17 protein-coding genes are annotated in these 21,978 nt (G+C 66.8%); 16 read left to right on the forward strand and 1 reads right to left on the reverse strand.

Features of this window, described 5'->3' with window-relative positions; translation table 11 throughout:
• Position 1: 1 nt before the first annotated feature.
• The 4 genes from OTER_RS20925 (at position 2) to OTER_RS20940 (ending at position 6,619) form a co-directional block, all read left to right on the forward strand.
• Positions 2-454, forward strand: a complete 453-nt coding sequence (locus OTER_RS20925) for a GNAT family N-acetyltransferase (RefSeq protein WP_012376945.1) — start codon at positions 2-4, stop codon at positions 452-454.
• 196 nt (positions 455-650) lie between these two features.
• Entirely contained in the window at positions 651-2,960 is a 2,310-nt protein-coding gene (locus OTER_RS24600; RefSeq protein ID WP_158305498.1) for an AI-2E family transporter, read from the forward strand.
• 298 nt (positions 2,961-3,258) lie between these two features.
• Entirely contained in the window at positions 3,259-4,137 is an 879-nt protein-coding gene (gene fdhD / locus OTER_RS20935) for a formate dehydrogenase accessory sulfurtransferase FdhD (protein WP_158305499.1), read from the forward strand.
• A gap of 142 nt (positions 4,138-4,279) precedes the next feature.
• Positions 4,280-6,619, forward strand: a complete 2,340-nt coding sequence (locus OTER_RS20940) for an FdhF/YdeP family oxidoreductase (protein WP_012376948.1) — start codon at positions 4,280-4,282, stop codon at positions 6,617-6,619.
• Between the two features lie 91 nt (positions 6,620-6,710).
• Here OTER_RS20940 and OTER_RS26755 read toward each other — a convergent pair whose 3' ends face one another.
• Complete coding sequence (locus OTER_RS26755) at positions 6,711-7,097, reverse strand: SPW repeat domain-containing protein (protein ID WP_012376949.1); 387 nt, start codon at positions 7,095-7,097, stop codon at positions 6,711-6,713.
• A gap of 201 nt (positions 7,098-7,298) precedes the next feature.
• On the opposite strand from OTER_RS26755, the gene OTER_RS20950 reads away from it, so the two are divergent.
• From OTER_RS20950 to OTER_RS21005, 12 genes are all read left to right on the forward strand, one after another.
• The gene (locus OTER_RS20950; RefSeq protein ID WP_012376950.1) at positions 7,299-8,579 is read left to right on the forward strand and encodes an ABC transporter substrate-binding protein; all 1,281 of its coding nucleotides are present in this window, start codon (positions 7,299-7,301) and stop codon (positions 8,577-8,579) included.
• Positions 8,580-8,772: 193 nt separating this feature from the next.
• Entirely contained in the window at positions 8,773-9,663 is an 891-nt protein-coding gene (locus OTER_RS20955) for a carbohydrate ABC transporter permease (RefSeq protein ID WP_012376951.1), read from the forward strand.
• A complete protein-coding gene (locus tag OTER_RS20960; protein WP_012376952.1) occupies positions 9,660-10,484 on the forward strand; it encodes a carbohydrate ABC transporter permease in 825 nt (274 codons plus the stop codon). The genes OTER_RS20955 and OTER_RS20960 overlap by 4 nt, the downstream gene beginning before the upstream one ends.
• A gap of 119 nt (positions 10,485-10,603) precedes the next feature.
• Positions 10,604-11,347 carry a UMP kinase gene (gene pyrH, locus OTER_RS20965; protein ID WP_012376953.1) on the forward strand — a complete coding sequence of 248 codons (744 nt, stop codon included), beginning with the start codon at positions 10,604-10,606 and terminating at the stop codon, positions 11,345-11,347.
• 167 nt (positions 11,348-11,514) lie between these two features.
• A complete protein-coding gene (gene frr, locus OTER_RS20970) occupies positions 11,515-12,060 on the forward strand; it encodes a ribosome recycling factor (protein ID WP_012376954.1) in 546 nt (181 codons plus the stop codon).
• A 144-nt stretch (positions 12,061-12,204) separates the two neighbouring features.
• Positions 12,205-13,329: a glutamate 5-kinase gene (proB, locus tag OTER_RS20975; protein WP_012376955.1), complete on the forward strand. Its 1,125-nt coding sequence runs from the start codon at positions 12,205-12,207 to the stop codon at positions 13,327-13,329.
• 157 nt (positions 13,330-13,486) lie between these two features.
• Entirely contained in the window at positions 13,487-14,404 is a 918-nt protein-coding gene (locus OTER_RS20980) for a diaminopimelate dehydrogenase (protein WP_012376956.1), read from the forward strand.
• A gap of 168 nt (positions 14,405-14,572) precedes the next feature.
• The gene (locus tag OTER_RS20985) at positions 14,573-15,022 is read left to right on the forward strand and encodes a GNAT family N-acetyltransferase (protein ID WP_012376957.1); all 450 of its coding nucleotides are present in this window, start codon (positions 14,573-14,575) and stop codon (positions 15,020-15,022) included.
• A 168-nt stretch (positions 15,023-15,190) separates the two neighbouring features.
• Entirely contained in the window at positions 15,191-16,285 is a 1,095-nt protein-coding gene (locus tag OTER_RS20990; RefSeq protein ID WP_012376958.1) for a CDP-glycerol--poly(glycerophosphate) glycerophosphotransferase, read from the forward strand.
• A complete protein-coding gene (locus OTER_RS20995) occupies positions 16,245-16,982 on the forward strand; it encodes an IspD/TarI family cytidylyltransferase (RefSeq protein ID WP_012376959.1) in 738 nt (245 codons plus the stop codon). The genes OTER_RS20990 and OTER_RS20995 overlap by 41 nt, the downstream gene beginning before the upstream one ends.
• Before the next feature lie 327 nt (positions 16,983-17,309).
• Positions 17,310-19,316: an ATP-dependent helicase gene (locus OTER_RS21000; RefSeq protein WP_012376960.1), complete on the forward strand. Its 2,007-nt coding sequence runs from the start codon at positions 17,310-17,312 to the stop codon at positions 19,314-19,316.
• 205 nt (positions 19,317-19,521) lie between these two features.
• The gene (locus OTER_RS21005) at positions 19,522-21,936 is read left to right on the forward strand and encodes an ABC transporter permease (RefSeq protein ID WP_012376961.1); all 2,415 of its coding nucleotides are present in this window, start codon (positions 19,522-19,524) and stop codon (positions 21,934-21,936) included.
• Positions 21,937-21,978 lie beyond the last annotated feature (42 nt).

Raw genomic sequence — 21,978 nt, forward strand, 5'->3', positions numbered from 1 at the left:
CATGATCCGACCGATCGAGCCCTCCGACATTCCCGCGCTCTTCGCTGTCCGTGTCGCCACCGACGAAAACCGGCTCACGCGCGAACAACTCGCGTTGCTCGGGATCACCGAAGCATCCGTGCTCCAGCGAATGCACGGCACGTTTCGCGGCTGGCTCTGCGAGTGCGACGGCCGAGTCGTCGGCTTCGCCATGGGCGATCGCGCCACCGGCGAGATGTGGGTGATCGCCGTGCTGCCGGACTACATCAAACGCGGGTTCGGCTCGCAGCTGCTCCGCGCCGTCGAGGACTGGCTCGCACGCGCCGGCTGCACCGAGCTCTGGCTGACCACCGGCAGCGATCCACAGCTGCGGGCCTATGCGTTCTATCGGCACCGCGGCTGGGAGGACTGGAAAATCGAGAATCGCGTCCGCTACCTGCGCAAGCGCGTCTCACACGGCAGTGAGCGGCGCTAACGTTCGCGATCCTGCGGGGGGTCGGCTGTAGGCCGGGCCGATGGGCCGGGCGCTCGCTCAGCACGCGGGCCGCCGCTACAACGACCGCGTGCCAGCAGCGGCTCGCGGCACCGGCGCGCGGGGAACCGGCACGAACCGGCTCGGTCTGGCTTCGCACCCGCCCGCGGCCAATCGCCGTGCGGGCCCGTTTCGTTCGATGCCTCTCGCCAAGCCCACCGCCGTCTCACCGCGGTTCATCACGTTTCTCACGGTCGTGCTGGTCGTCGCCGTGCTCCGGCTGGCCGAGGACGTGATGATCCCGCTGGCGCTGTCGCTGATGCTGGCGTTTCTGCTTTCGCCGGTGGTCGTCCGGCTGCGCCGCTGGCGGCTGCCGCAGCCGGCGGCGATCCTGCTCACCGTGACGCTCGCCTTCTCGGTGATCGGCGTCGTGGCGTGGCAGATCACGAACCAGGCCCTGGCGCTGCTGCAGGAGCTGCCGCGTTACGAGGAAAACCTCCGCAAGAAAGCCGCCGATCTGAAGCAGCCCGATGCCTCCAGTGCGGTGACGCGCGCGATCGTCTCGCTCGAACGCACCTGGGCCGAACTGCAACAGCCTGCTCCCGACACCCACTCTTCTCCGGCTACGCCGCCGGGCGCCCCCAAACCCGTGCCCGTCGAGGTGAAGGAGGGCGACGCGACCTCGCTCGACATCGGTCGCCAGGTCCTTTCGAGCCTCATCAAACCGCTGAGCACCGCGGGCATCGTCATCGTATTCGTGATCGTGATCCTGTTCCAGCGCGACGATCTCCGCAGCCGGTTCATCCGCGTGATCGGCGGCGGGCAGTTGAACGTCGCCACCGAGGCCGTCGACGACGCGGCGCAACGGGTCTCGCGCTACCTGCTGGCCCAACTGATGGTGAACACGTTTTTCGGCGTCGCGGTCGGGCTGGGGCTGTTTTTCATCGGCGTGCCGCACGCCGCGCTCTGGGGACTGCTCTCCACGCTGCTGCGGTTCATTCCGTTCCTCGGTCCGATCATCGCCGTGATCTTTCCGCTCGCGCTCTCGGTCGCGGTGGACCCCGGCTGGTCGATGCTGCTGTGGACGGCGGCGCTCTACATCGTCGCCGAACTCGTCACCAACAACATCATCGAAACGCTCGTCTACGGCTCGAGCACCGGTATCTCCGTGCTCGCCCTGCTGATCGCCGCGGTTTTCTGGTCGTGGCTCTGGGGCATGCCTGGGCTCTTCCTCTCCACGCCGCTCACCGTCTGCCTGCTGGTGATCGGCCAATACGTTCCCGGCCTGAAGTTCCTCAGCGTGCTGCTCGGCAGTGAACCGCCGCTCAATCCCGCCGCGCAATTCTACCAACGCATGCTGGCGATGGACCAGGAGGAGTTGTTCGCCACCGCCGATTCGCATCTGGCGCAACGCTCGCTCGCGGAATTTTACGACGACGTGTTCGTGCCCGCGCTGCTGATGGCGGAAGTGGATCGACACAACGGCGTGCTCGCCGAGGTGCGGCAGAAATTCATTCTCGAATCGAGCCGTGAGCTCATCGAGGAGCTCGCCTCGCGTCCGAGAGCCACCGAGCCTGAAAAGGAATCCGCCGCCACCCCGCCCTCCCCTGAGCCGAGACCACTCGTGCTCGGATTCCCCGCGCGCGACGAAGCCGACGAGTTGGTCGCACTCATGCTCGCGCACCTGCTCTCCGAGCGTGGCTGGTCCGCCGAGGTCGAGGCCGCGACCACGCCGCCCGAGGCGACGCTCGAACGAATTCGCCGGCAGACGGCGCTCGTGTTCATCTCCGCGCTGCCGCCCTCGACGCTGAGTAGCGCGAGCCGCAGTTGCCGGCGAATCAAGCACGCGAATCCGGCGACCAAGGTCCTCATCGGCGTGTGGAGCCCGTCCGGCAAGCTCGACTATCTCAAGCGCCGGCTCGAGCCGGCCGGGGCGGACGGCATCGCGTTGCGACTCTCCGACGCCGCCGCGCAGCTCGAGGCGTTGGTGCACCATGAGCCCGCGCCGAAAGCACCGGCGCCCGAACCCGTGCCGAGCGAGTTGCTGGAGAAAACGGAAACGAAGCTGGCCGTCACCCGCCCCGAAGACGCGGCGGAGACCGTCATCCGCGAACTGGCCCGCGCCTTCGGTGTGCCCGTGGCGCTCGTGTCCGTGATCGAGTCCGATAGCGATTTTTGGTCGTCCGCCGGCGGCACCAGCACGCCGTTCGCCGAAAACTCGGTGCACGCCGAGGTGCTCACCTCCGACGTGTTGCTCGCCGTCGAGGACGTGACCAAGGAAGAGCGTTTCGCCACGCAGGCGTTGCTGACCAAGCGCGGCGTCCGCGCGTTCGCGTCCGTGCCGCTGCGCACGCAAAGCGGACACCTCGTGGGCAATCTCTGCGTACTCGACACGCAACCGCGGACGTTCAGCGATGCCGACAAGGAGCTGCTGCAGACGCTGGCCGCGCAATTGATGGAGGCGCTCGAGTCGAAACCGAGTCCGGGCGATCCCGCCGCCGTAGGCTGAGCGTGCATTGTAGCGGCACTCTGCTGGCCAGCAGAGCGGGCCTGCCGTCGTGCGCCTCCTTCTGCGGCAGGCAAGGCCGCCTGCCGCTACGGCTTCGAGGTGGAACGCGTTGCCCTCCACGCGTTCTTCGTAGCGGAAACCGTCAGGTTTTCGCCCTCGCGCGCTCGCGTGTCCGGGGCAGCCGGAACGCAGGCTCCCCCTGCGGTCGCCGATGTCACATCTCGCGCTGGACGGCGCCTCGTTGCTGAGCACAGTGCCGGCACCACCCGCCGCGTGTTCCCCCGCGCCCCTTTTCCCCGTGTCCTCCGATCTCTGTTGCACCGAAACCGACGAGACACGCGCCGTCCGCGCCGCGCCGAGTTTGCGCTGGTCGCAACGCCGCGGCTGGTCCTCCGCCGCAGAGACCCTCGCGGTCGAAGCACCTCTCGCCCTCGAGATCGCCTACGCGCGGGGCGAGCAGGACGTCCGCAAGGTCCTCGCCATCACCATGCGCACGCCCGGCCACGACGCGGAGCTCGCCGCCGGTTTTCTTCTCGCCGAGGGACTGATCACGACCGGTGGCGACATCGTCACCTCGACCGGGATGCCCGTGAACGCGCGCGGCGAACGCGTGGCCACGCAGCAGGTGCGTTTGCGCGCTGCGCCTCGCGAGGACCTGCAACGCCTCAGCCGGGGACTGCTGACCAGTTCCGCGTGCGGCGTATGCGGGCGGCCTTCGCTCGAAGGCCTGCCGCTCGCGCGCGTGGCGCAGGATCGCGACGGCGCCACGTGGTCGTGCGCGACACTCGCCGAGTTGCCCGAACGGCTCCGACGCGAGCAAACACATTTCTCCGTGACCGGAGGTTCGCACGCCGCCGCGCTTTGGACGCGTGACGCGGGACTGCTGGTCGTGCGCGAGGACGTGGGTCGGCACAACGCGGTGGACAAAGTCCTTGGCGCGGCGCTGCTCCGCAATGTCATCTGCACGGGCGCGGCGCTCGTGCTAAGCGGCCGCGCCAGTTTCGAACTCGTGCAAAAAGCTGCCGCCAGCGGCGTGCCGGTGGTGCTGGCGGTGGGCGCGCCGTCATCGTTGGCGGCCAGCCTCGCCCACGCCGCGGGGATTACGCTGATCGGCTTCGCCCGCGACGCGCGCTTCAACGTCTACACCCACGCCGACCGACTCGCGATGGCCGGCTAGTCGATCTCCAAACTCCCGATCTCCGCGTCCCGATCTTCGATCTCCCAACTGCGGCCGGGGGCGGCCGCGCTCCCACGCACGCGTTCTCGATCATCCGCTGGCAACCTCTCTCAACTCTCAACCCTCAACTCTCAACCGACTGATGCCCGTCCCGCGTTCCGTCTCCCCGGCCCAGACACCGATCGAGGTCGCGGGCACGCAGCAGAAGAAACCGTATCAAGTCGCCGGCGGCCTCCGCGCCTTGCGCGAGGTGGCTGGCTACGGCCTCCGCCATAGCGGGCTGGGCAACACGCTGAAGACATTTCACGCGATCAACCAGACCAACGGCTTCGATTGCCAGAGCTGCGCCTGGCCGAATCCCGATGGCGAGCGCAGCTTCGCGGAGTTTTGCGAGAACGGCTTCAAGGCGGTGACGTACGAGGTCACGAAGAAGCGCGTCGACGCGGAGTTCTTCCAGCAGCACTCCGTCGCCGATCTCGGCACGCGCTCCGACTACTGGCTCGGCGAACAGGGCCGGCTCACCGAACCGATGCTGCTGCGCCCGGGCGGCACGCACTACGAGCCGATCGGTTGGGACGAGGCGTTTCAGTTGCTCGCGCGCGAGCTGAGGTCGCTCGGCTCGCCGCACGAGGCGGTGTTCTACACGTCCGGCCGCACGAGCAACGAGGCGGCCTTCCTCTGGCAGCTTTTCGTCCGCGCCTTCGGCACGAACAACCTGCCCGACTGCTCCAACATGTGCCATGAGTCCACCAGCGTCGCGCTGCCGCCGATGCTCGGGATCGGCAAAGGCTGCGTGCGGCTGAGTGATTTTGAGAAGGCCGACGCGATTTTCATCATCGGCCAGAACCCCGGCACGAACCATCCGCGCATGCTCACCGCGCTGCAGCAGGCGAAGGCGCGCGGCTGCCGCGTCGTCAGCGTCAATCCGCTGCCGGAGGTCGGCACCGAGCGGTTCAAAAACCCGCAGGATCTGCTGCACCCAACGCGCCTGCCGCGCTTCTTCCTCGGCGGCGGCACGCCGCTGTCCGACCTGTGGCTGCCGGTAATGATCAACGGCGACCTCGCGTTCTTCACCGGATTGATGAAGGAAATGCTCGAAGCCGAGGACCGTCGGCCGGGCACGGTCTTCGATCGCGGTTTCATTCGCCATCACACCGAGGGCTTCGAGGCGCTGGTCGCGCAGCTCCGGGCCTCCGCGTGGAACGACATCATCGCCGACTCCGGGCTCACCCGCGAACAGATCCGCGCCGCTGCGCAGATCGCGATGGAGTCACACCGGATCATCGCCTGCTGGTGCATGGGCGTCACGCAGCACCACAACGCCGTCGCGACGATCCAGCAGATCGTGAACTTCCTCCTGCTCGGCGGCCACATCGGCCGGCCGGGCGCCGGCCCATGTCCCGTCCGCGGTCACTCCAATGTCCAAGGCGACCGCACCATGGGCATCTGGGAAAATCCGCGGCCGGAGTTCCTCGACCGACTGCGCGCCGAGTTCGGCTTCGAGCCGCCGCGTCAGCCGGGCTTCGACACCGTCGAGGCGATCCGCGCGATGAACGATGGCCGCGCGCACGTGTTTATCGCCATGGGTGGAAACTTTCTCTCGGCGACATCGGACACCGAGTTCACCGCCGCCGGGCTGCGCCGCTGCCGGCTCACCGCGCACGTCGCCACGAAACTGAATCGCTCGCACGTCGTGACCGGGGGCACCGCGCTGATTCTGCCGTGCCTCGGTCGCACCGAGATCGATCGCCAGGCGACGGGCGAGCAGTTCGTCACGGTGGAGGACAGCATGGGCGTGATCAGTTCGTCGCGCGGACATCTCACGCCCTGCTCCGCGCAGCTGCTGAGCGAACCTGCGATCGTCGCCGGTCTGGCGAAGGCCACGCTCGGCCCGAAGTCCCCGCTCGATTGGGAGGCTCACGTCGCCAACTACGACCGAATCCGCGATCGGATCGAAGCCGTGGTGCCGGGCTTCCCTGCGTTCAACGACCGGATTCGCGAAGGCACGTTTTATCTGCCGAATCCGCCGCGCGACGAACGCCGGTTCGCCACCCCCTCAGGCAAGGCGGTTTTCCGGCCCGCGCCGCTGTCCCGCGCCGCCATCGAGCCCGGCCAGTATTTGCTGACGACGATCCGCAGCCACGACCAGTTCAACACCTCCATCTACGGTCTCGATGACCGCTATCGCGGCATCTACAACGGCCGCCGCGTGGTCTTCCTGAATCCGGAGGACATCGCCGCCGCCGGGTTGATGCAGGGCCAGCTCGTCGACCTGACGAGCCACTTCAACGGCCGCACGCGTCGCGCGGCGCAATTCATGGTGGCGCCCTACGCGATTCCGCGGCGGTGCGCGGCGGCGTATTTTCCCGAGGCGAATGTCCTCGTGCCGATCGACAGCGTGGCCGAGGGCAGCAACTGTCCCACGTCAAAATCGATTCCGATCACGATCGCGCCCTCGGCCGAACAACGGCCGCAGGTGTAGCTCTCCTAGCCGTGGCACGGGCGTCCCGCCCGTGTTTTCGAGACCCCGTGGAATCACGGACGAGACGTCCGTGCCACGTTTGAAGCCCTCATTACACTCGCCGCCGCCGCACCCGCCGCATGGGATCACCCACCGTGGTGTGCGGAATCGTCAGCACCGGCACCACGATCTCCAGCAGCCCGAAAAACAGATGCGGTCCCCAGATGCGTTCGCTGAAACCGAAGACCCACGGCGAGGTGGCCAACACCACGCCGCTCACGAGATCGAGGATCAGATGCACGCGAAATGGCAGCACCTTGAACAGGCCGAGCTCGTAGCGCGTGATGAGGCTGTAAACGAGTGCCGCCACGCCGAGCAGAACCGGAATCCGCTCCTCGAATCCTCCCGTCTGAAAGCCGAACAGCCGCGGCGACAAGATCAGCACCAGGCCGACGACGTAATCGAGCACACCGTGAATGCGGGAGGGAATGATACGCATGGTTTTTTCTTCGGAACTGCGGCCGATGTGGATGCGCCGCCGCTCCTCGCGAGCGCGCCGCGCAGCGTGACTCTAGGCGCACGCGGCGCGAGCCGGCAGGGGGCTGCGCCCGGAAACTCCGCGCAGGATCCTCCCCTGCCCAGTCCTCCCGGAAACACCGATGCCGGCCGAACCGCCCGGGATGTCGCGGGTCGAACGCGCGTGCGCCTCCCGTTCCTGCCGTCGCTGCTGTTGCTTGTTTCGCTCTTCAGTTCACTCGCGCCGGCGGCGCCGGGCGGCCTGCACGCGCTGCGGGAATTGCGCGTCTGGTGCCATCAGGGCCAGGAACAAGAAAACCTGGCGATGCGCGCGATCGCCGCGGAGTTCAACCGCGCGCATGCGGACCGCGGCATTCATGCGACGCTCACCTTTTTTCCCGACTATCATTACACCGAAAAGATTGCGATCGCCGCCGCGGCGCACGACCTACCCGACGTGCTCGATCTCGATGGCCCGCTCGTAGCGCGGTATGTCGACGCCGGTCTGCTCGCGCCGATCGACCACTGGTTCTCCGTCGACGAACTCGCCGATTTTCTCCCGACCCTCGTCGCGCAGGGCACGATCGAGGGCCGGCTGTACGCGCTCGGCGCGTTCGAGTCCGCCGTCGTACTCTACTACGATCGCGACACGTTCGCCCGCGCCGGGGTGGAAGCTCCACCGCCCGGAGTCGCCTGGTCGTGGTCCGAGTTTCTCGCCGCGTGCCAGCGGCTGCGCGATGCGGGGTTCGAACCGGTCGCGCTGCACCTGGACGAGTCGGCCGACGAGTGGTTTACCTATGCCTTCAGCCCACTGGTCTGGTCGGCCGGCGGGAAATTGATCCAGCAGCAGCGCGTGCGCGGCGTGCTGGATTCGCCCGCCGCCGTGCGTGCGCTCCAAGCGTGGCAGCAGGTGTTCCGGCGCGGATTCGCCGCCACCGATCCGGTCAACCCGGACCCGTTCGGCAGCGGCGAGGTGGCGATGGATTGGAGCGGACATTGGATGGCGCGACGTCACGTCGAGGCCAAAGCCGATCGGCTCGGCGTGATGCCACTGCCGCGGATGGGCGATCACCCGGTCGCGCCGTGTGGCAGCTGGTGTTGGGGAATCAGCGCGTCGGCGCGCGATCCCGCGGCAGCCGCGCTCTGGCTGCGGTGGATCACCGACGCGCGGCACGGGATCGAGCCGCTGGTCCGCGCGAATGGCGCGGTGCCGGCGCGCCGCTCAGCCTTCGCCTTTTTCCCCGAATACGCGCAGCCACCCTATTCGCTGTTCCGCACGCAACTCGAACAATTTGCCCGCCCGCGGCCGCGTACGCCGCATTACGCCACGCTCACGCAGCGCTTCGCCGCGGCGCTGCGCGACATCGCGCACGGCGCCGACGTCGAGCCGCGGCTGCGCGCGGCGGCAGACGAGATTCAATCGGTGATCAACCGGCGTATACACGCCCACGACACATCCAAGTAGGTCCGTCGGAATGCAGGATGACTGCCATCGCTGTGAAAACCATCGAACCGTTCGGGCTTAAACCACAGATGAACACACATGAACACAGATGGGCAGATCGGCCAATGATCGGTGTCGATCTGCGTTCATCGGTGGTTTTCTCCGGTGGGGAAAAGGTCGTCGTGCGACATAGGCATTCGCGGCCGACAGAACGATGATCGCCTGGAAACAATCACAGCGCCGCGCGGCGCCCTGGTTTCTCCTGCCGGCGCTGGCACTGCTCGGCGTGTTCGTCGTCTGGCCGCTGCTGCGCGCGCTCGGGTGGAGTTTCACCAACGCCGACCTGCTCGCCGTCGAGCGCGCCACGTGGGTCGGAGCCGGCAACTACTCCGATCTGCTGACGGATCCGCGGTTTCGCCAGGCCTTCGCCAATACCGCTCTTTTCGCCGTGATGGTCGTGCCCGTGCAAACCGCGCTCGCGTTCGCGCTCGCGCTGTGGGTGAACCGTCCCGAGCCGGCGTGGCGCTGGCTGCGCACCGCGTTTTTCGTGCCGGTGATCGTCGCGATGCCGGTACTCGCGGTGCTCTGGACCATGCTGTACCAGCCAACGCAGGGCGATCAGACAGGACTGATCAACGCGGCGCTCGGCTGGCTGGGCGTGCCCCCACAAGCCTGGCTGCGTGATCCCGCGCTGGCGCTGCCGGCGCTGGCGTTCATGTCCGTATGGCAAGGCGTCGGGCTGCAGATGCTCGTGTTTGTTGCCGGACTGCAGCAAGTGCCGCGCGAGTTGCTGGACGCCGCGCGGATCGACGGCGCGGGCGGCTGGCAGCGGCTGGTGCATGTGGTGCTGCCGTCGGTGCGCAACACGGTGGTCTTCGTGGTCACGGTCACCACCATCCTCGCGTTCCGGATTTTCGTGCAGCCGTATCTGATGACACGCGGCGGCCCCGGCAACCGCACCGTCTCGATCATACAGTCGATCTACGAGATGACGTTTCTCGATCAGGATCTGGGCCACGCCTGCGCCGCCGCGCTGCTGTTCCTGTTGCTCGTCGCCGCGCTGACGCTGCTGCAGCGGCGCTGGCTGAAGGAGGATCGCGGATGAAACGCCCGCTCGCCTGGATCGTCAGCGTCGCGACGGCGGCCGTTTTTCTCGCGCCGTTGCTCTGGATGCTGCTCGCGTCGCTGCGCGATGAGTCGCGGATCTTTCATTTCGACGCGGCGAACTGGTTCACCACGACCGGCTGGACGCTGCAAAATTACGCAGACGCCCTGCGCCGCGCCGGCCTCGGCCAGGCGCTGCTGGTCTCGCTGCTGCAGGTCGGCCTGATCGTGGCCGGAGGACTGGTGGTCAACACGACCGCGGCTTACGCCTTCGCGCGGCTCTCGTTTCCCGGCCGCGACACGTTGTTCGCTCTCGTCGTCATGCTGATCATCCTGCCGGTCGAGGTGCTGGCGGTGCCGATGTTTTTCACCGCGCGCGATCTCGGGCTGACCGGAGGTTTCGGCCCGGCACTGGCCGGGCTCACCGTGCCGTTTTTCGCCAAGGCATTTAACCTCTATTTCCTGCGCCAGCACTTTCTCGCGCTGCCGGTCGAGCTCGAGGAGGCGGCGGTGATCGATGGGGCGACGTCCTGGCGGCAGTTCCGGCATGTGGCGCTGCCGGCGGTGAAACCGGCCCTCGCCACGGTGGTGCTGCTCGACGTGCTCGCACATTGGGGCGATTTCCTCTGGCCACTGCTGATCGGCACCCGCGAGGAGACCCGCACGGTGCAACTCGCCCTCGCCAACCTCTTCACCACCCCGCCCGTGCAGTGGGGCGATATTCTCGCGTGCGCCGTCCTCGCCACGCTGCCGGTGCTCCTGCTCTTCCGCGGGTTGCAGCGCCATCTCGTCGCCACCGAGGTGCGCTCGGGCATCAAATAGGATCCCGATGAGGCGCCGCATCAGGGAAACCCGCTTCCCTCGTGCGTACCCGCAATTCCCGGAGGGGGACGCAATTCGGAAGGTTGACGCCGATTTTGCGGCGGCGTTTGCTGCCCCTCATGCAGCACGAAAAGTGGCCCACGGATTCCCGGGTGAAGTATAAGCGCATCGTCCTCAAATTGAGCGGCGAAGTGCTTCGCGGCGGCAAGGCCGGCGATCCGATCGACGGCGCCACCCTCGAAAAAATCTGCAATCAGGTGAAGGAAATCCACGAACTCGGCGTGGAAATCTGCGTCGTCATCGGCGGCGGCAACATTTTCCGCGGACTCAATGGCGTTAAGCGCGGCGTCGATCGCACGACCGGCGACTACATGGGCATGCTCGCCACGGTGATCAACGGTTGCGCGTTGATGGACTGCCTGGAGAAAATGGGCGTCCGCACGCGCGTGCAGAGCGCGATCCCGATGAACCAGATCGCCGAGCCGTTCATCCTTCGCCGCGCACAGCGGCACCTCGAAAAGGGCCGCGTGGTGATCTTCGTCGCGGGCACGGGCAATCCGTATTTCACCACCGACACCACCGCCGCGCTCCGCGCCTCCGAGATGCACGCCGACATCATCATGAAGGCGACGAAGGTCGACGGCATCTACAACAAGGATCCGAAAAAATTTCCCGACGCGGTGAAATACGAGGAGATCACGTTCATCGACGCGCTGAAGCAGCGGCTCAACGTGATGGACTCGACCGCGTTTTCGCTCTGCCTCGACAACAGCGTCCCAATTCTCGTGTTCGACCTCGGCGACGAGCACGCGATCCGCAAAGCCGTGTTCGGTGACCGCATCGGCACGCTCGTCCACGGTTGAGCTTCCGCCAGCAAAAAGCTTTAAGCCGGCCTTCAGATTCGATAACTCCTCCGGTTGTCTGCAACTTTCAACTCCTTGCCCTCCGTAACGTCAGCGTAGGAGGGTCAACCCTCAACTACTCCGCTCAGACTCTAGACTCTCCGCTCTAGACTCTCGGCTCCCCTCCCATGTCCCATCCGATCCTCGTCGATGCCCAGGCCAAGATGAAAAAAGCCGTGGACCACACGTTGCACGAATTCAGTGCGATCCACACCGGCAAGGCCACGCCGGCCATGGTCGAGGGCGTGATGCTCGAGGCTTACGGGTCGCAGATGCGGTTGAAGGATTGCGCCGCGATTTCCACGCCCGATGCGCGGCTGATCCAGATCCAGCCGTGGGATGCGAGCCTCGTGAAGGCGATCGTGAAGGGCATTCAGGAAGCGAACCTCGGCTTCAATCCCATTCCTGACAGCAAAGTGGTGCGCGTACCATTGCCCGAGATGAGCCGCGAACGGCGGCAGGAGTTCGTCAAGAACGCGCACCGACTCGCCGAGGAAGGCCGCGTCCACGTGCGCAACGTCCGCCGCGACGTCCTCGAAGGACTCAAGAAAGCCAAGCTGCCCGAAGACGAATCCAAGCGACTCGAGAAGGACATCCAGACCGCCACCGACGCGTCGATCAAGGCCATCAACGACGCGCTCGCCCACAAGGAGAAGGACCTTCTGACGGTGTAGTGAGGATCGCCCGCGCAACCGGCCTGGAGCCGCGACGCCCCCGTCGCGGCCGTCATGCGAAATGCGACGAGGGCGTCGCGTCTCCATGGGCGCCCCCGCGTTCAGCTCTGAGCTCTAGACTCTGAGCTCTCAGCTCCTTCTTCCATGCCCTCCAGCTTATCGTCCAAACTCGCCGCCCGGCCACCGCGTCGCGTGGTCATCAAGCTCGGCACCGGCGTGCTCACCTCCGGCATTGGGCAGCTCGATACTGCGCGGATCGCGGCCGTCTGCGGCGAGGTGGCGGCGCTCCGCGCGCGCGGCACCGAGGTCATCATCGTCAGCTCGGGTGCGGTCGGGCTCGGCATGGGCGCGCTCGAGCTCACGAAAAAACCCCGGGAACTGCCGAAGAAGCAAGCCTGCGCCGCGATTGGCCAGAGCCTGTTGATGCAGACCTGGCAGGCGGGGTTTGCCCCGCACGTCCTCACCGTCGCACAGGTGCTGCTCACCCACGAAGACCTCCGCGGCCGGGCCCGTTATCTCGGCGTGCGCGAGACGCTCAAACAGCTGATCAGCTACGGCACCATCCCGGTCATCAACGAAAACGACACGGTCAGCGCCGCCGAGATCAAGTTCGGCGACAACGACACGTTGTCCGCGCTGGTCGCCAGCCTGATGGGTGCGCAGTATCTGATCATCCTTTCCACCGCGCCCGGGCTCATCGACCTGCGCGGCACGAAGCAAATCGTGCCGGTGGTCGAAAAGATCACGCCCGAAATCGAGGCGATGGCCGGCGGCACGACCAGCGAGACGGCGGTGGGCGGGATGATCTCGAAAATCTCCGCCGCCAAACTGGCCACGCGTTCCGGCTGCGGTGTGTTCATCGCCAGCGGCGCCGAGCCGCTCGTGATCGCGCGGCTGCTGTCGGGTCGCGGGCCCGGCACGTTCTTCGTGCCGAGCGGATTGCCGCTCGAAGCACGCAAGCGCTGGCTCGCCTACTTCCAACGGCCCACGGGCACGCTCTACGTGAACGCCTGCGCCGTGCCCGTGCTCCGGGAACAAGGCCGCAGCCTGCTCGCCGTCGGCGTGACCGGATCGATGGGCAAGTTTGCCGCCGGCGAGATCGTCAACATCGCCGGGCCCGATGGCACGGTTTTCGCGCGGGGCAAATGCGCCTACGCGAGCGACGAGATCGCCGCGCTGGCCGGTAAGCACGGCGATGAGATGATCGCGCTGCATCCGTCCCGCAAGCACCACGAAGTCGTTCACCGCAACGACCTGGTGCTGCTGTAGCCTGGCAGCGGGCGGCTTGCCCGTGTTCTCGTTCGAAGCTCTGGGAGGCGGCCGCCCTCGGCCGCCGGCTCATCGTTCTCGTTCTCTCCTCCGGCCGATCGTCGCCCCCGAAACACGCTTCCCCTCCCCGCGCGAAACCGCTTGGCTCGCTCCTCCCATGGCAACCACTCCCCTTCGCATCGCTGTCGTCAGCTACGGCAACATCGGCCGCGCCGCCATCGAGGCGGTCCAGGCCGCCTCCGACATGGCACTCGCCGGCGTGGTCCGCCGCCGCGCCTCGGCGGGCCAGCCGCTCCCGCCGGAGTTGACGGGCATCCCCGTCGTCGACGACGTCGCCAAGCTCGGCCACGTCGATGTCGCGCTGCTCTGCGGCCCGACGCGCAGCATTCCCGACACCGCGCCGCGTTATCTTCGGCAGGGCATTCACACGGTCGACAGCTTCGACATCCACGGCGCAAAGCTCTGGGAGCTGCGGCAGTCGCTGGATGCGATTGGCAAGCAGCACGCCAGCGTGGCGGTGGTGTCCGCGGGCTGGGATCCGGGCAGCGACTCGGTGATGCGCACCCTGCTGCTCGCACTCGCGCCGCGCGGGCTCACCTACACGAACTTTGGTCCCGGCATGAGCATGGGCCACTCGGTGTGCGCCAAGTCGAAACCGGGGGTGAAGGATGCGTTGTCGATGACGATTCCCGTCGGCACCGGCGTGCACCGCCGGATGGTTTACGTGGAGCTGGAGCCCGGCGCGAACTTCGCCGCAGTCGAACAGGCGATCAAGACGGACGAGTATTTCGCCCACGACGACACGCGCGTATTCGCGGTGCCGAGCATCGATGCGCTGAAGGACATGGGCCACGGCGTGCTGATGCAGCGCAAGGGGGTGAGCGGCGCGACGCACAACCAGCTGTTCGAGTTTCGGATGACGATCAACAATCCGGCGTTGACGGCGCAGATCATGGTGTCGTGCGCGCGCGCCGCGGCGCTGCGGCTGCAGCCCGGCGCCTACACGATGCCGGAGATCCCGCCGCTCGACCTGCTCCCCGGCTCCCGCGAAGACCTGATCAAGGCCCTGGTCTGAGCCAGAGGTCCGGCCGCTCCGGGCGCGAGCATCGGTCGGCCATTGTTCACCGTCGCGCCGTCCCGCAGCCGCGCGGCTTCGTCGTGCGGCCCGCGTCTAAAACAACGTGGCCAGGCGTTTTAATTTTCGCTTTGCGACTGCGCCGCGGCGCGCGAGGCTGCCAGTCGCATGCAGTTCACCCTCCGTCCCGCCACTGCCGGCGACTACGCGTGGCTGTGGGAGCTCAAGCGGCTCACCATGCGCGCGTACGTCGAACAAACGTGGGGCCTGTGGGACGAGGCGGCGCAGGAAGCTTTTTTCCGCCGCAGCTATCGCTCCGACACGGTGCAACTGGTGCTGGTCAACGGCCAGAACGCCGGGCTGCTTCACGTGGAGCGCGAGCGGTCCGACCTCTTTCTCGCGAACATCCAGATCCATCCGACTTTCCAAAATCGCGGACTGGGTTCGGCGGTGATCCGCACCGTGCTCGAGTCCGCGCAGGCCTTGCAGCTGCCGGTCCGGTTGCAGGTGCTGCAGGTCAATCATGCGGCGCAGCAGCTTTACCTGCGGCTCGGCTTCGTGGTGGCCACGCAAACGCCCACGCACGTGGTCATGCGCTGGATGCCACCGGTTGCCTAGCCACCGGGGGCTCGGCGCACCGGCCGCCAGTCGGGGCATCTCGCGCGTTCGTCCCACCGGAAAGATCGGGCAATCCCCGACAGCCCGTTCAGGCCGGCGAACGTTACCCGTTCGTAACACTCTGTGCCAAGATGCGGGTCGAGTTCCTGAACCAGCAAACGCGCGCGCATGAGGATCGGCATCTACTACCGGCATTCGTTTCACCAGGCGATCTTCGCGTCGACGATCTCGGCGCTCGAGGGCGCGCACCGCTGCCTCGCTACCTCCGACACCGGCGAGCTGACGCGTTTCCGGCCGCACGTCATCGTGGCGGGCGAGGATCTCACTTACCTGCACCTGCGCGCGCATCTGCCGTTTACTCGTTTCGTGCACACCCGGCACGGGCTCGCCAACAAGGGCACGCCGGCGCGCTCATTTCGCGCCGCCGACTACGTCTGCCTGACCAGCGACTATGTGCGCGATGAATTCCTGGCCCAGGGCATCCGGCCGCGCCGCGCCTACTGGGTCACCGGTTACGTGCAGATGGACAATCTGTTTTCCGCCGGGCGCCCGCCGCAGATTCCCGCCGGGCGGAAGGTCGTGCTCTACGCTCCGACCTGGCATGACGGTCTCTCCTCGCTGCCCCTGCTCGGCGAACGCGTGGTCGAACTCCTGCACGGCGACCGCAGCGATACCTTCGTCGCCATCAAGCCGCACCCGCTCGTGCAGGAAGGCAAGGATCCGCGGCTCGCGCCGTGGCTCGACACGCTGCGTCGCGCCTGCGCGGGTCGCCCCGACACGTATCTCATCGAGAACCGCGCCGAGGACATCATGCCCTGGCTCAAAGCCGCGGACGTGCTCGTGTCCGACGCGTCCAGTGTGCAGCTCGAATACCTGGCCCTCGATCGGCCGCTGGTGCTGATCGACAACCCCGAGCACACGCGTTCGCCGCACTACGATCCCAAGGGATTGGAGTGGGCGTGGCGCGACATGGGCGAGCGGCTGAGCGACGTCGCCCATCTCCCCGCGGCGCTCGCCACCGCGCTCGACGACCCGCGACAGCGGCACGAAAAGCGCGCCCTCTACCGCGAGCGGCTGTTCGGCGCGCAGTGCGATGGTCGCAGCGGCGAACGCCTCGCCCAACGAATCGATCAGCTTGAATCCGAGGTCGCTTCCGAGGCGCAGCTCCTCGCCGTCAGCCCGTTCGGTCGCGCCTTCCACACCTGTCTCCCCCACCTCCGCAATGCCTCCCGAACTTTCAAACGATTGCTGCGCTCGGCCTGACGTCACTGCGCTCATCCTCGCCGCGGGCAGCGGCACGCGCCTCGGCGGCATCGCCAAGGCGACGCTCGAATACCAAGGCGGTTCGCTGCTGCAGCACGCGATCGCGCTGGTCGCGCCATTTGCCGGGCACATCATCGTCGGCACGCGGGCGCAGGACCTCGACTGGGCGCAGGAACAGTGCCGCCGCGTTACCACCGATTGCAGTGTCACCTGCGTCACCGGCGGGGCCACGCGGCAGGAATCGCTCGAGCGACTGCTCGACGCGGCGCAGACGGAATTCCTGATCGTGCACGAAGTCGCCCGGCCCTGGGTCGAGCCCGATGTCTTTCGTCAGCTGCTTTGCGAACTGCGCGAGTGTAGCGCGGTCGCGCTCTACACGCCGCTGCCCGTGCGCGACGGACTCGCGTTGATGGAGGACCGCGAACTCAAAGCCAGCCTGCCGCGCGCCAACGTGGTCTCGGTGCAGACGCCGCAGGTTTACCGCCGCGCGGCGTTGCGTCATGCCTATGCGCTCGCGAAGCGCCATGGCTGGCAGGAGGAAAGCACCATCGCGTTGATGGCGCGGGCCAAGGCTCGCATGCGCTTGATCGAAGGCTCGCCGCAAAACGTGAAGGTCACCTATCCGGAAGATCTCGCGCCTTTGCGCATGCTGTCCGCCGCGCCGACGCTCGCCGGCGCACAACAGGCCAGCGGGTGACAAGGTGTAACCGGCGTCGGTCGTGGCACGGGCATCCTGCCCGTGATCGGATTCCTTACGGGCGAAACGCCCATGCCACGGACGAGTGTGCCGCAACACGTCACGGTTGCAGACCCGATCCTTAACCACAGATGAACACAGATAGACACAGATTTGGCCGGGTTTCCATCTGTGTTCATCTGTGTCCATCTGTGGTTTAAAAAGTCTGAGCCTTCTCAGCCGGACCGGCGTCGGCGGCCCCCATGGCATCACGGCGGGACGCCCGGGCCACGGCGGCGCACTTTTCCTTTGCGCCCACCGGGCTTCTTTGCGGCGATTGCCGCTTTGATGGAAATTTCCCTCGACTCACGCGCCCCCGAGCAGATTCCGCCGATCGACTTCCGCGCCCAGCTCAACGACGAGCAGTTCGCAGCCGTGACGGCGGAGCCTGGTCCGCTGCTCGTGCTCGCGGGCGCCGGCTCCGGCAAGACGCGCACGCTCACCTACCGCGTCGCCTACCTGCTGTCACGCGGCGTGAAGCCGGGTGAGATCCTGCTGCTCACGTTCACCAACAAGGCGGCGAAGGAAATGCTCCACCGCGTGCAGGATCTCACCGGGATCGAGCCGCAGCGGTTCTGGGGCGGCACGTTTCACTCGCTCGGCCACCGCGCCCTGCGGATCTATGGCGACGCGATCGGGCTGCCGAAAAATTTCACCATTCTCGACGCGGACGAATCCGAATCGCTCCTGAAACAGGCGGTCGAGCACGAGGACAAGCTCTTCTTCAAGGACAAGACCAACCCGCGGCCGGGCCCGTTGTTCGACGTGCTCTCGCTCGCGCGCAACACGCAGCAGCCGCTCGCCGACACGGTCGCGAAAAACTTTCCGCAATACACCGAAATCGCGCACCGGTTTCCGGCGTTCGCCACCGCGTATGCGACAAGGAAACGCGAACAGAACGTCGTCGACTACGACGATCTGCTCGAGTTCTGGCTCGAGCTGCTGATCAAGGCGCCGGAGGTGGCGCAGTATTTCGCGCACCGGTTTCGCCACGTGCTGGTCGACGAGTATCAGGACACCAACACCCTGCAGGCGCAGATCGTCGACCGGCTGGCGGCGCACCACTGCGTGATGGCGGTCGGCGATGACGCCCAGTGCATCTACTCGTGGCGCGGCGCAAATTTCGAAAACATCATGACGTTCCCGGACCGGCATCCGGGCACGGCCATTCACCGGATCGAGACGAACTACCGCTCGACGCCGGAGATCCTCAACTTCGCCAACGGCGTGCTGCTCGCGCAGCCGAAGGGCCGGCACTTCGACAAGGAACTGCGCGCCGCGCGCGGGCACGCGCAAAAGCCGTTCGTCGTGCAGGCGATGGACGACCGCGAGCAGGCCGAGTTCATCCTCAAGCGCATCCGCGCGCTGGTGGAGGACGAGGGCGTGTCGCTCAACGAAGTCGCGATCCTCTATCGTTCGCACTTCCTCGCGCTCGAGGTGCAGCTCGCGCTGTCGCGCGCCGGCGTGCCTTATCAGATCACGAGCGGCGTGAAATTTTTCGAGCGGCAGCACATCCGCGATCTCGTCGCGCTGCTGCGCTTCGTCTACAACGGGGCGGACACGCAGGCGTGGCAGCGGATCGCGGTGCTCCTCCCGAAGATCGGCGAAAAAGGCGCGCAGAAGATCTACGCCGCCGCGGTCGACCACGCGCGGCTGACGCAGAAAAACCTGCTCGACGTGCTGAACACCGACGACGTGCGCAGCAAGGTCGCCAAGGATGCGCGCGACGACTGGGCCAGCTTTTGTGCCTCGCTCAGCGAGGTCGCGGAAAAGATGCAGCATGCGAGGCCGGCCGACGCGGTCGCGACCGCGATCGAGGGCTGGTATGGCGACTACCTGAAGGGGCAGTATGCCGACTATCTCGACCGGCTCGACGAGTTGAAGGCGCTGGTGGGTTTCGCTCAGAGGTTCGAGGAGACGCAGGATTTCCTCGCGCAGATCGTGCTGCTGAACAGCGAGACGAGCGACCGTCACGTCGATCCCGAGGCGGAGGCGGTCCGGCTCACGACGGTGCACCAGGCGAAGGGCCTCGAATACGACGTGGTTTTCGTGATCGGTCTCGCCGACGGCCAGTTCCCCGGGCGTCGCTCCATCGAGTCGGGCGACGTGGAGGAGGAACGCCGGCTGTTCTATGTCGCCGTGACACGCGCACGGAACGAGCTCTATCTTTCGTATCCGAAGGTCGCGACCCGCGGTGGTCCCGGCGGCATGCTGCTCACGCCGAGCCGTTTCCTCCTCGAGGTACCGACCGATCTCTACGAGCCGCTGCGGATCAAGCGCAGCTACGGATGGTGAGGGCTGATCAGGTCCGGCTGTGTCGATAGGGCGAAGCCTCCGGCGGAGCCGTCGCGCTGGCATCGCCGGCGGCGCTTCGTCTCGCGAACGGAGCCGGTCGCCCGTGTCATCTTTCGTGTCAGGCGCAACTTTTCCGACGCATTCCGGGTAGCTTGGGGCATTCCCCCGTCTGCCCGGATAATGCGGGCGTCGCCGGCCACGCGTCATGCTCCAAGACCTTCGCTTTGCCCTGCGGATGATCCGCACTCACCGCTGGTTTTCCGCCGCCGTCATCGTGACGCTCGCGCTCGGCATCGGCGTCAACACCACCGTCTTCACGCTGGTCAACGTCGTGCTCTTCAAGCCCGTGCCGGTCCCCGGCGGTGACCGGCTCGTCGCGATCTCCCAGCAGCTGCCCGGCGATCAGCGCAACCACGGTCCGGTCTCTCTTCCCGAATACCGTGCCTACCGCGATCAGAACCGCTCGTTCGCGCAGCTCGAGGCGACGAACCGTTCCTCCGGCATCCTGAGCGAGCAGGACAACCCGGCCGAGCGCTATCAACTCGCCGAGGTCACTCCCGGGCTTTTCGCCGCGCTGCAAACGCCGCCGATCCTCGGGCGCGCTTTTACGCCCACTGACGGCGAGGCCGGCGCGCCGATGGTCGTGCTGCTCGGTCACGCGGTCTGGCAGAAGCGCTACGGCGGTGTGCCAGACGTGGTCGGCCGCGCCGTGCGGCTCAACGACCAGCCAGCCACGATCGTCGGCGTCATGCCTGAGGGCTTTCAGTTTCCCAACAACGAGGAAATCTGGTCGGCCTACCGGCCGACCAAAGAGCGCGAGGAACGCACCCGCCGCGATCTGCTGCTCTTCGGTTTGCTGAACCCCGGCGTCAGCCGCAGCGACGCCCAAGGTGACCTCACCGTCATTGCCGCCCGCCTCGCGAAGGATTTTCCCGACACGAACAAGGGCGTTGCGCCGCTGGTGCAGACTTTCCACGACCTGTTCAACGGCGGGCCCATCAAGCTCATCTTCCTGCTGATGCTGGCCGCCACGGGCTTCGTGTTGCTGATCGCCTGCGCGAATGTCGCCAACATGATGCTGAGTCGGGCCATCGCGCGCGGCCATGAGATCGCCGTGCGTGCGGCCCTCGGTGCCTCCCGCGCGCGGCTCGTCCGCCAACTGCTCGTGGAAAGCGTGCTGCTCAGCGTGCTCGGGGGCATGCTCGGGCTCGCCCTCTCGGCCTTCGGCGTGCACTGGTTCGACCTGCAGACGCAGGACGTCGGCAAGCCCTACTGGGTGCAGTTCACGATGGATTGGCGCGGGTTCGCTTACTTTGCCGCCGTCTCCGTGCTGAGCGGCATCGTCTTCGGACTCATGCCGTCGCTGCGCGCTTCCCGCGTCGACCTGAACACCGCGATGAAAGCCAGTTCGGCCGCGAGCGGCCGGCGGGGTGGCCGGCTGACCGCGGCCCTCGTGGTCTTTCAGTTCGCCGCCACGGTCGTGCTGCTCGCAAGTGCCGGCCTGATGATCCGCAACATCCTCGCGGTGCAGCAGGTGAATCCGACCGTGCCAGCCGACCGGCTGCTCACAGCGCGCGTCTACCTCCCGGATGGCAAGGGCGAGCGCTACGAAAGCGAGGATGCGCGCCGGGCGATGCACGAACGACTGCTCGCGCGGTTGTCCGCACTGCCCGGCGTCACGAGCGCGGTGCTGACTTCGGATTTTCCCGGCCTCGGCTCGCAGGTGCGCGACGTCGAGATCGAAGGCCGGCCGGCCCCGGATCCGAAGCAGCCGTTCCGTGCCGCGCCGTTGTTTTCCTCCGCTGACTATCTGGCGACGATTCGCGTGCCGCTGCTCTCCGGGCGCATGCTCACCGAGGACGACGGCGCCAAGGGCAAGGAAACCGCCGTAGTCTCACGCGCGTTCGCTGAACGCTATTGGCCCGCCGACCTGCCGCTCGGCCGGCGGTTTCGTTTCCTCAACGACGGCAAGCCCGGCCCGTGGGTCACGGTCGTCGGCGTCTGCGGCGATTTCGTGCAGGACATGCAGGACCGCGCGCAGCCGCCCCTCGTCTACCTCTCGCATCGGCAGGAGCCGTGGGCCTGGCTCGGGCTGATGCTCCGCACCGACGGCAATCCGGCGGCGCTCGCCCGCTCCGTGCGCACCGCCGTGCAGGAGATTGATCCCGACCTTCCGTTGTTCGAAGTGCGGCCGCTCCGCGAGGCGATCGCTCACAACCTTTGGTTTTTGTCGGTGTTCGGCACGCTGTTCCTCACATTCGCCCTGGTCGCGCTGCTCATGGCGTCGGTCGGGCTCTATGCCGTCGTCGCGCAAAACACCGCGCGGCGCACCCGCGAGGTCGGCATCCGAATGGCGCTCGGCGCCACGGCGGGCCGGGTCGTGCGGCACATGCTGAGCCGCGGACTCGTTCAGCTCGCCGCCGGTCTCGTCCTCGGTCTCGCGAGTGCGTTCGCCGCCACGCGGCTGCTCGACCGTTTTCTGGGCCTGGTCTCACCGCAGGATCCGGCGACGTTTGCCGCCGTGCTGGCGTTGCTGAGCGCGATCGGCGCGTTGGCCAGCTGGCTGCCCGCGCGCCGGGCCGCGCACGTGGAGCCGACGACGGCACTGCGCGCCGAGTAACCTTCGGGATTCCCGATCGGACGCGCCCAATGTCTTCGTGCC

This window comes from Opitutus terrae PB90-1 (genome assembly GCF_000019965.1).
Taxonomy (GTDB): domain Bacteria; phylum Verrucomicrobiota; class Verrucomicrobiia; order Opitutales; family Opitutaceae; genus Opitutus; species Opitutus terrae.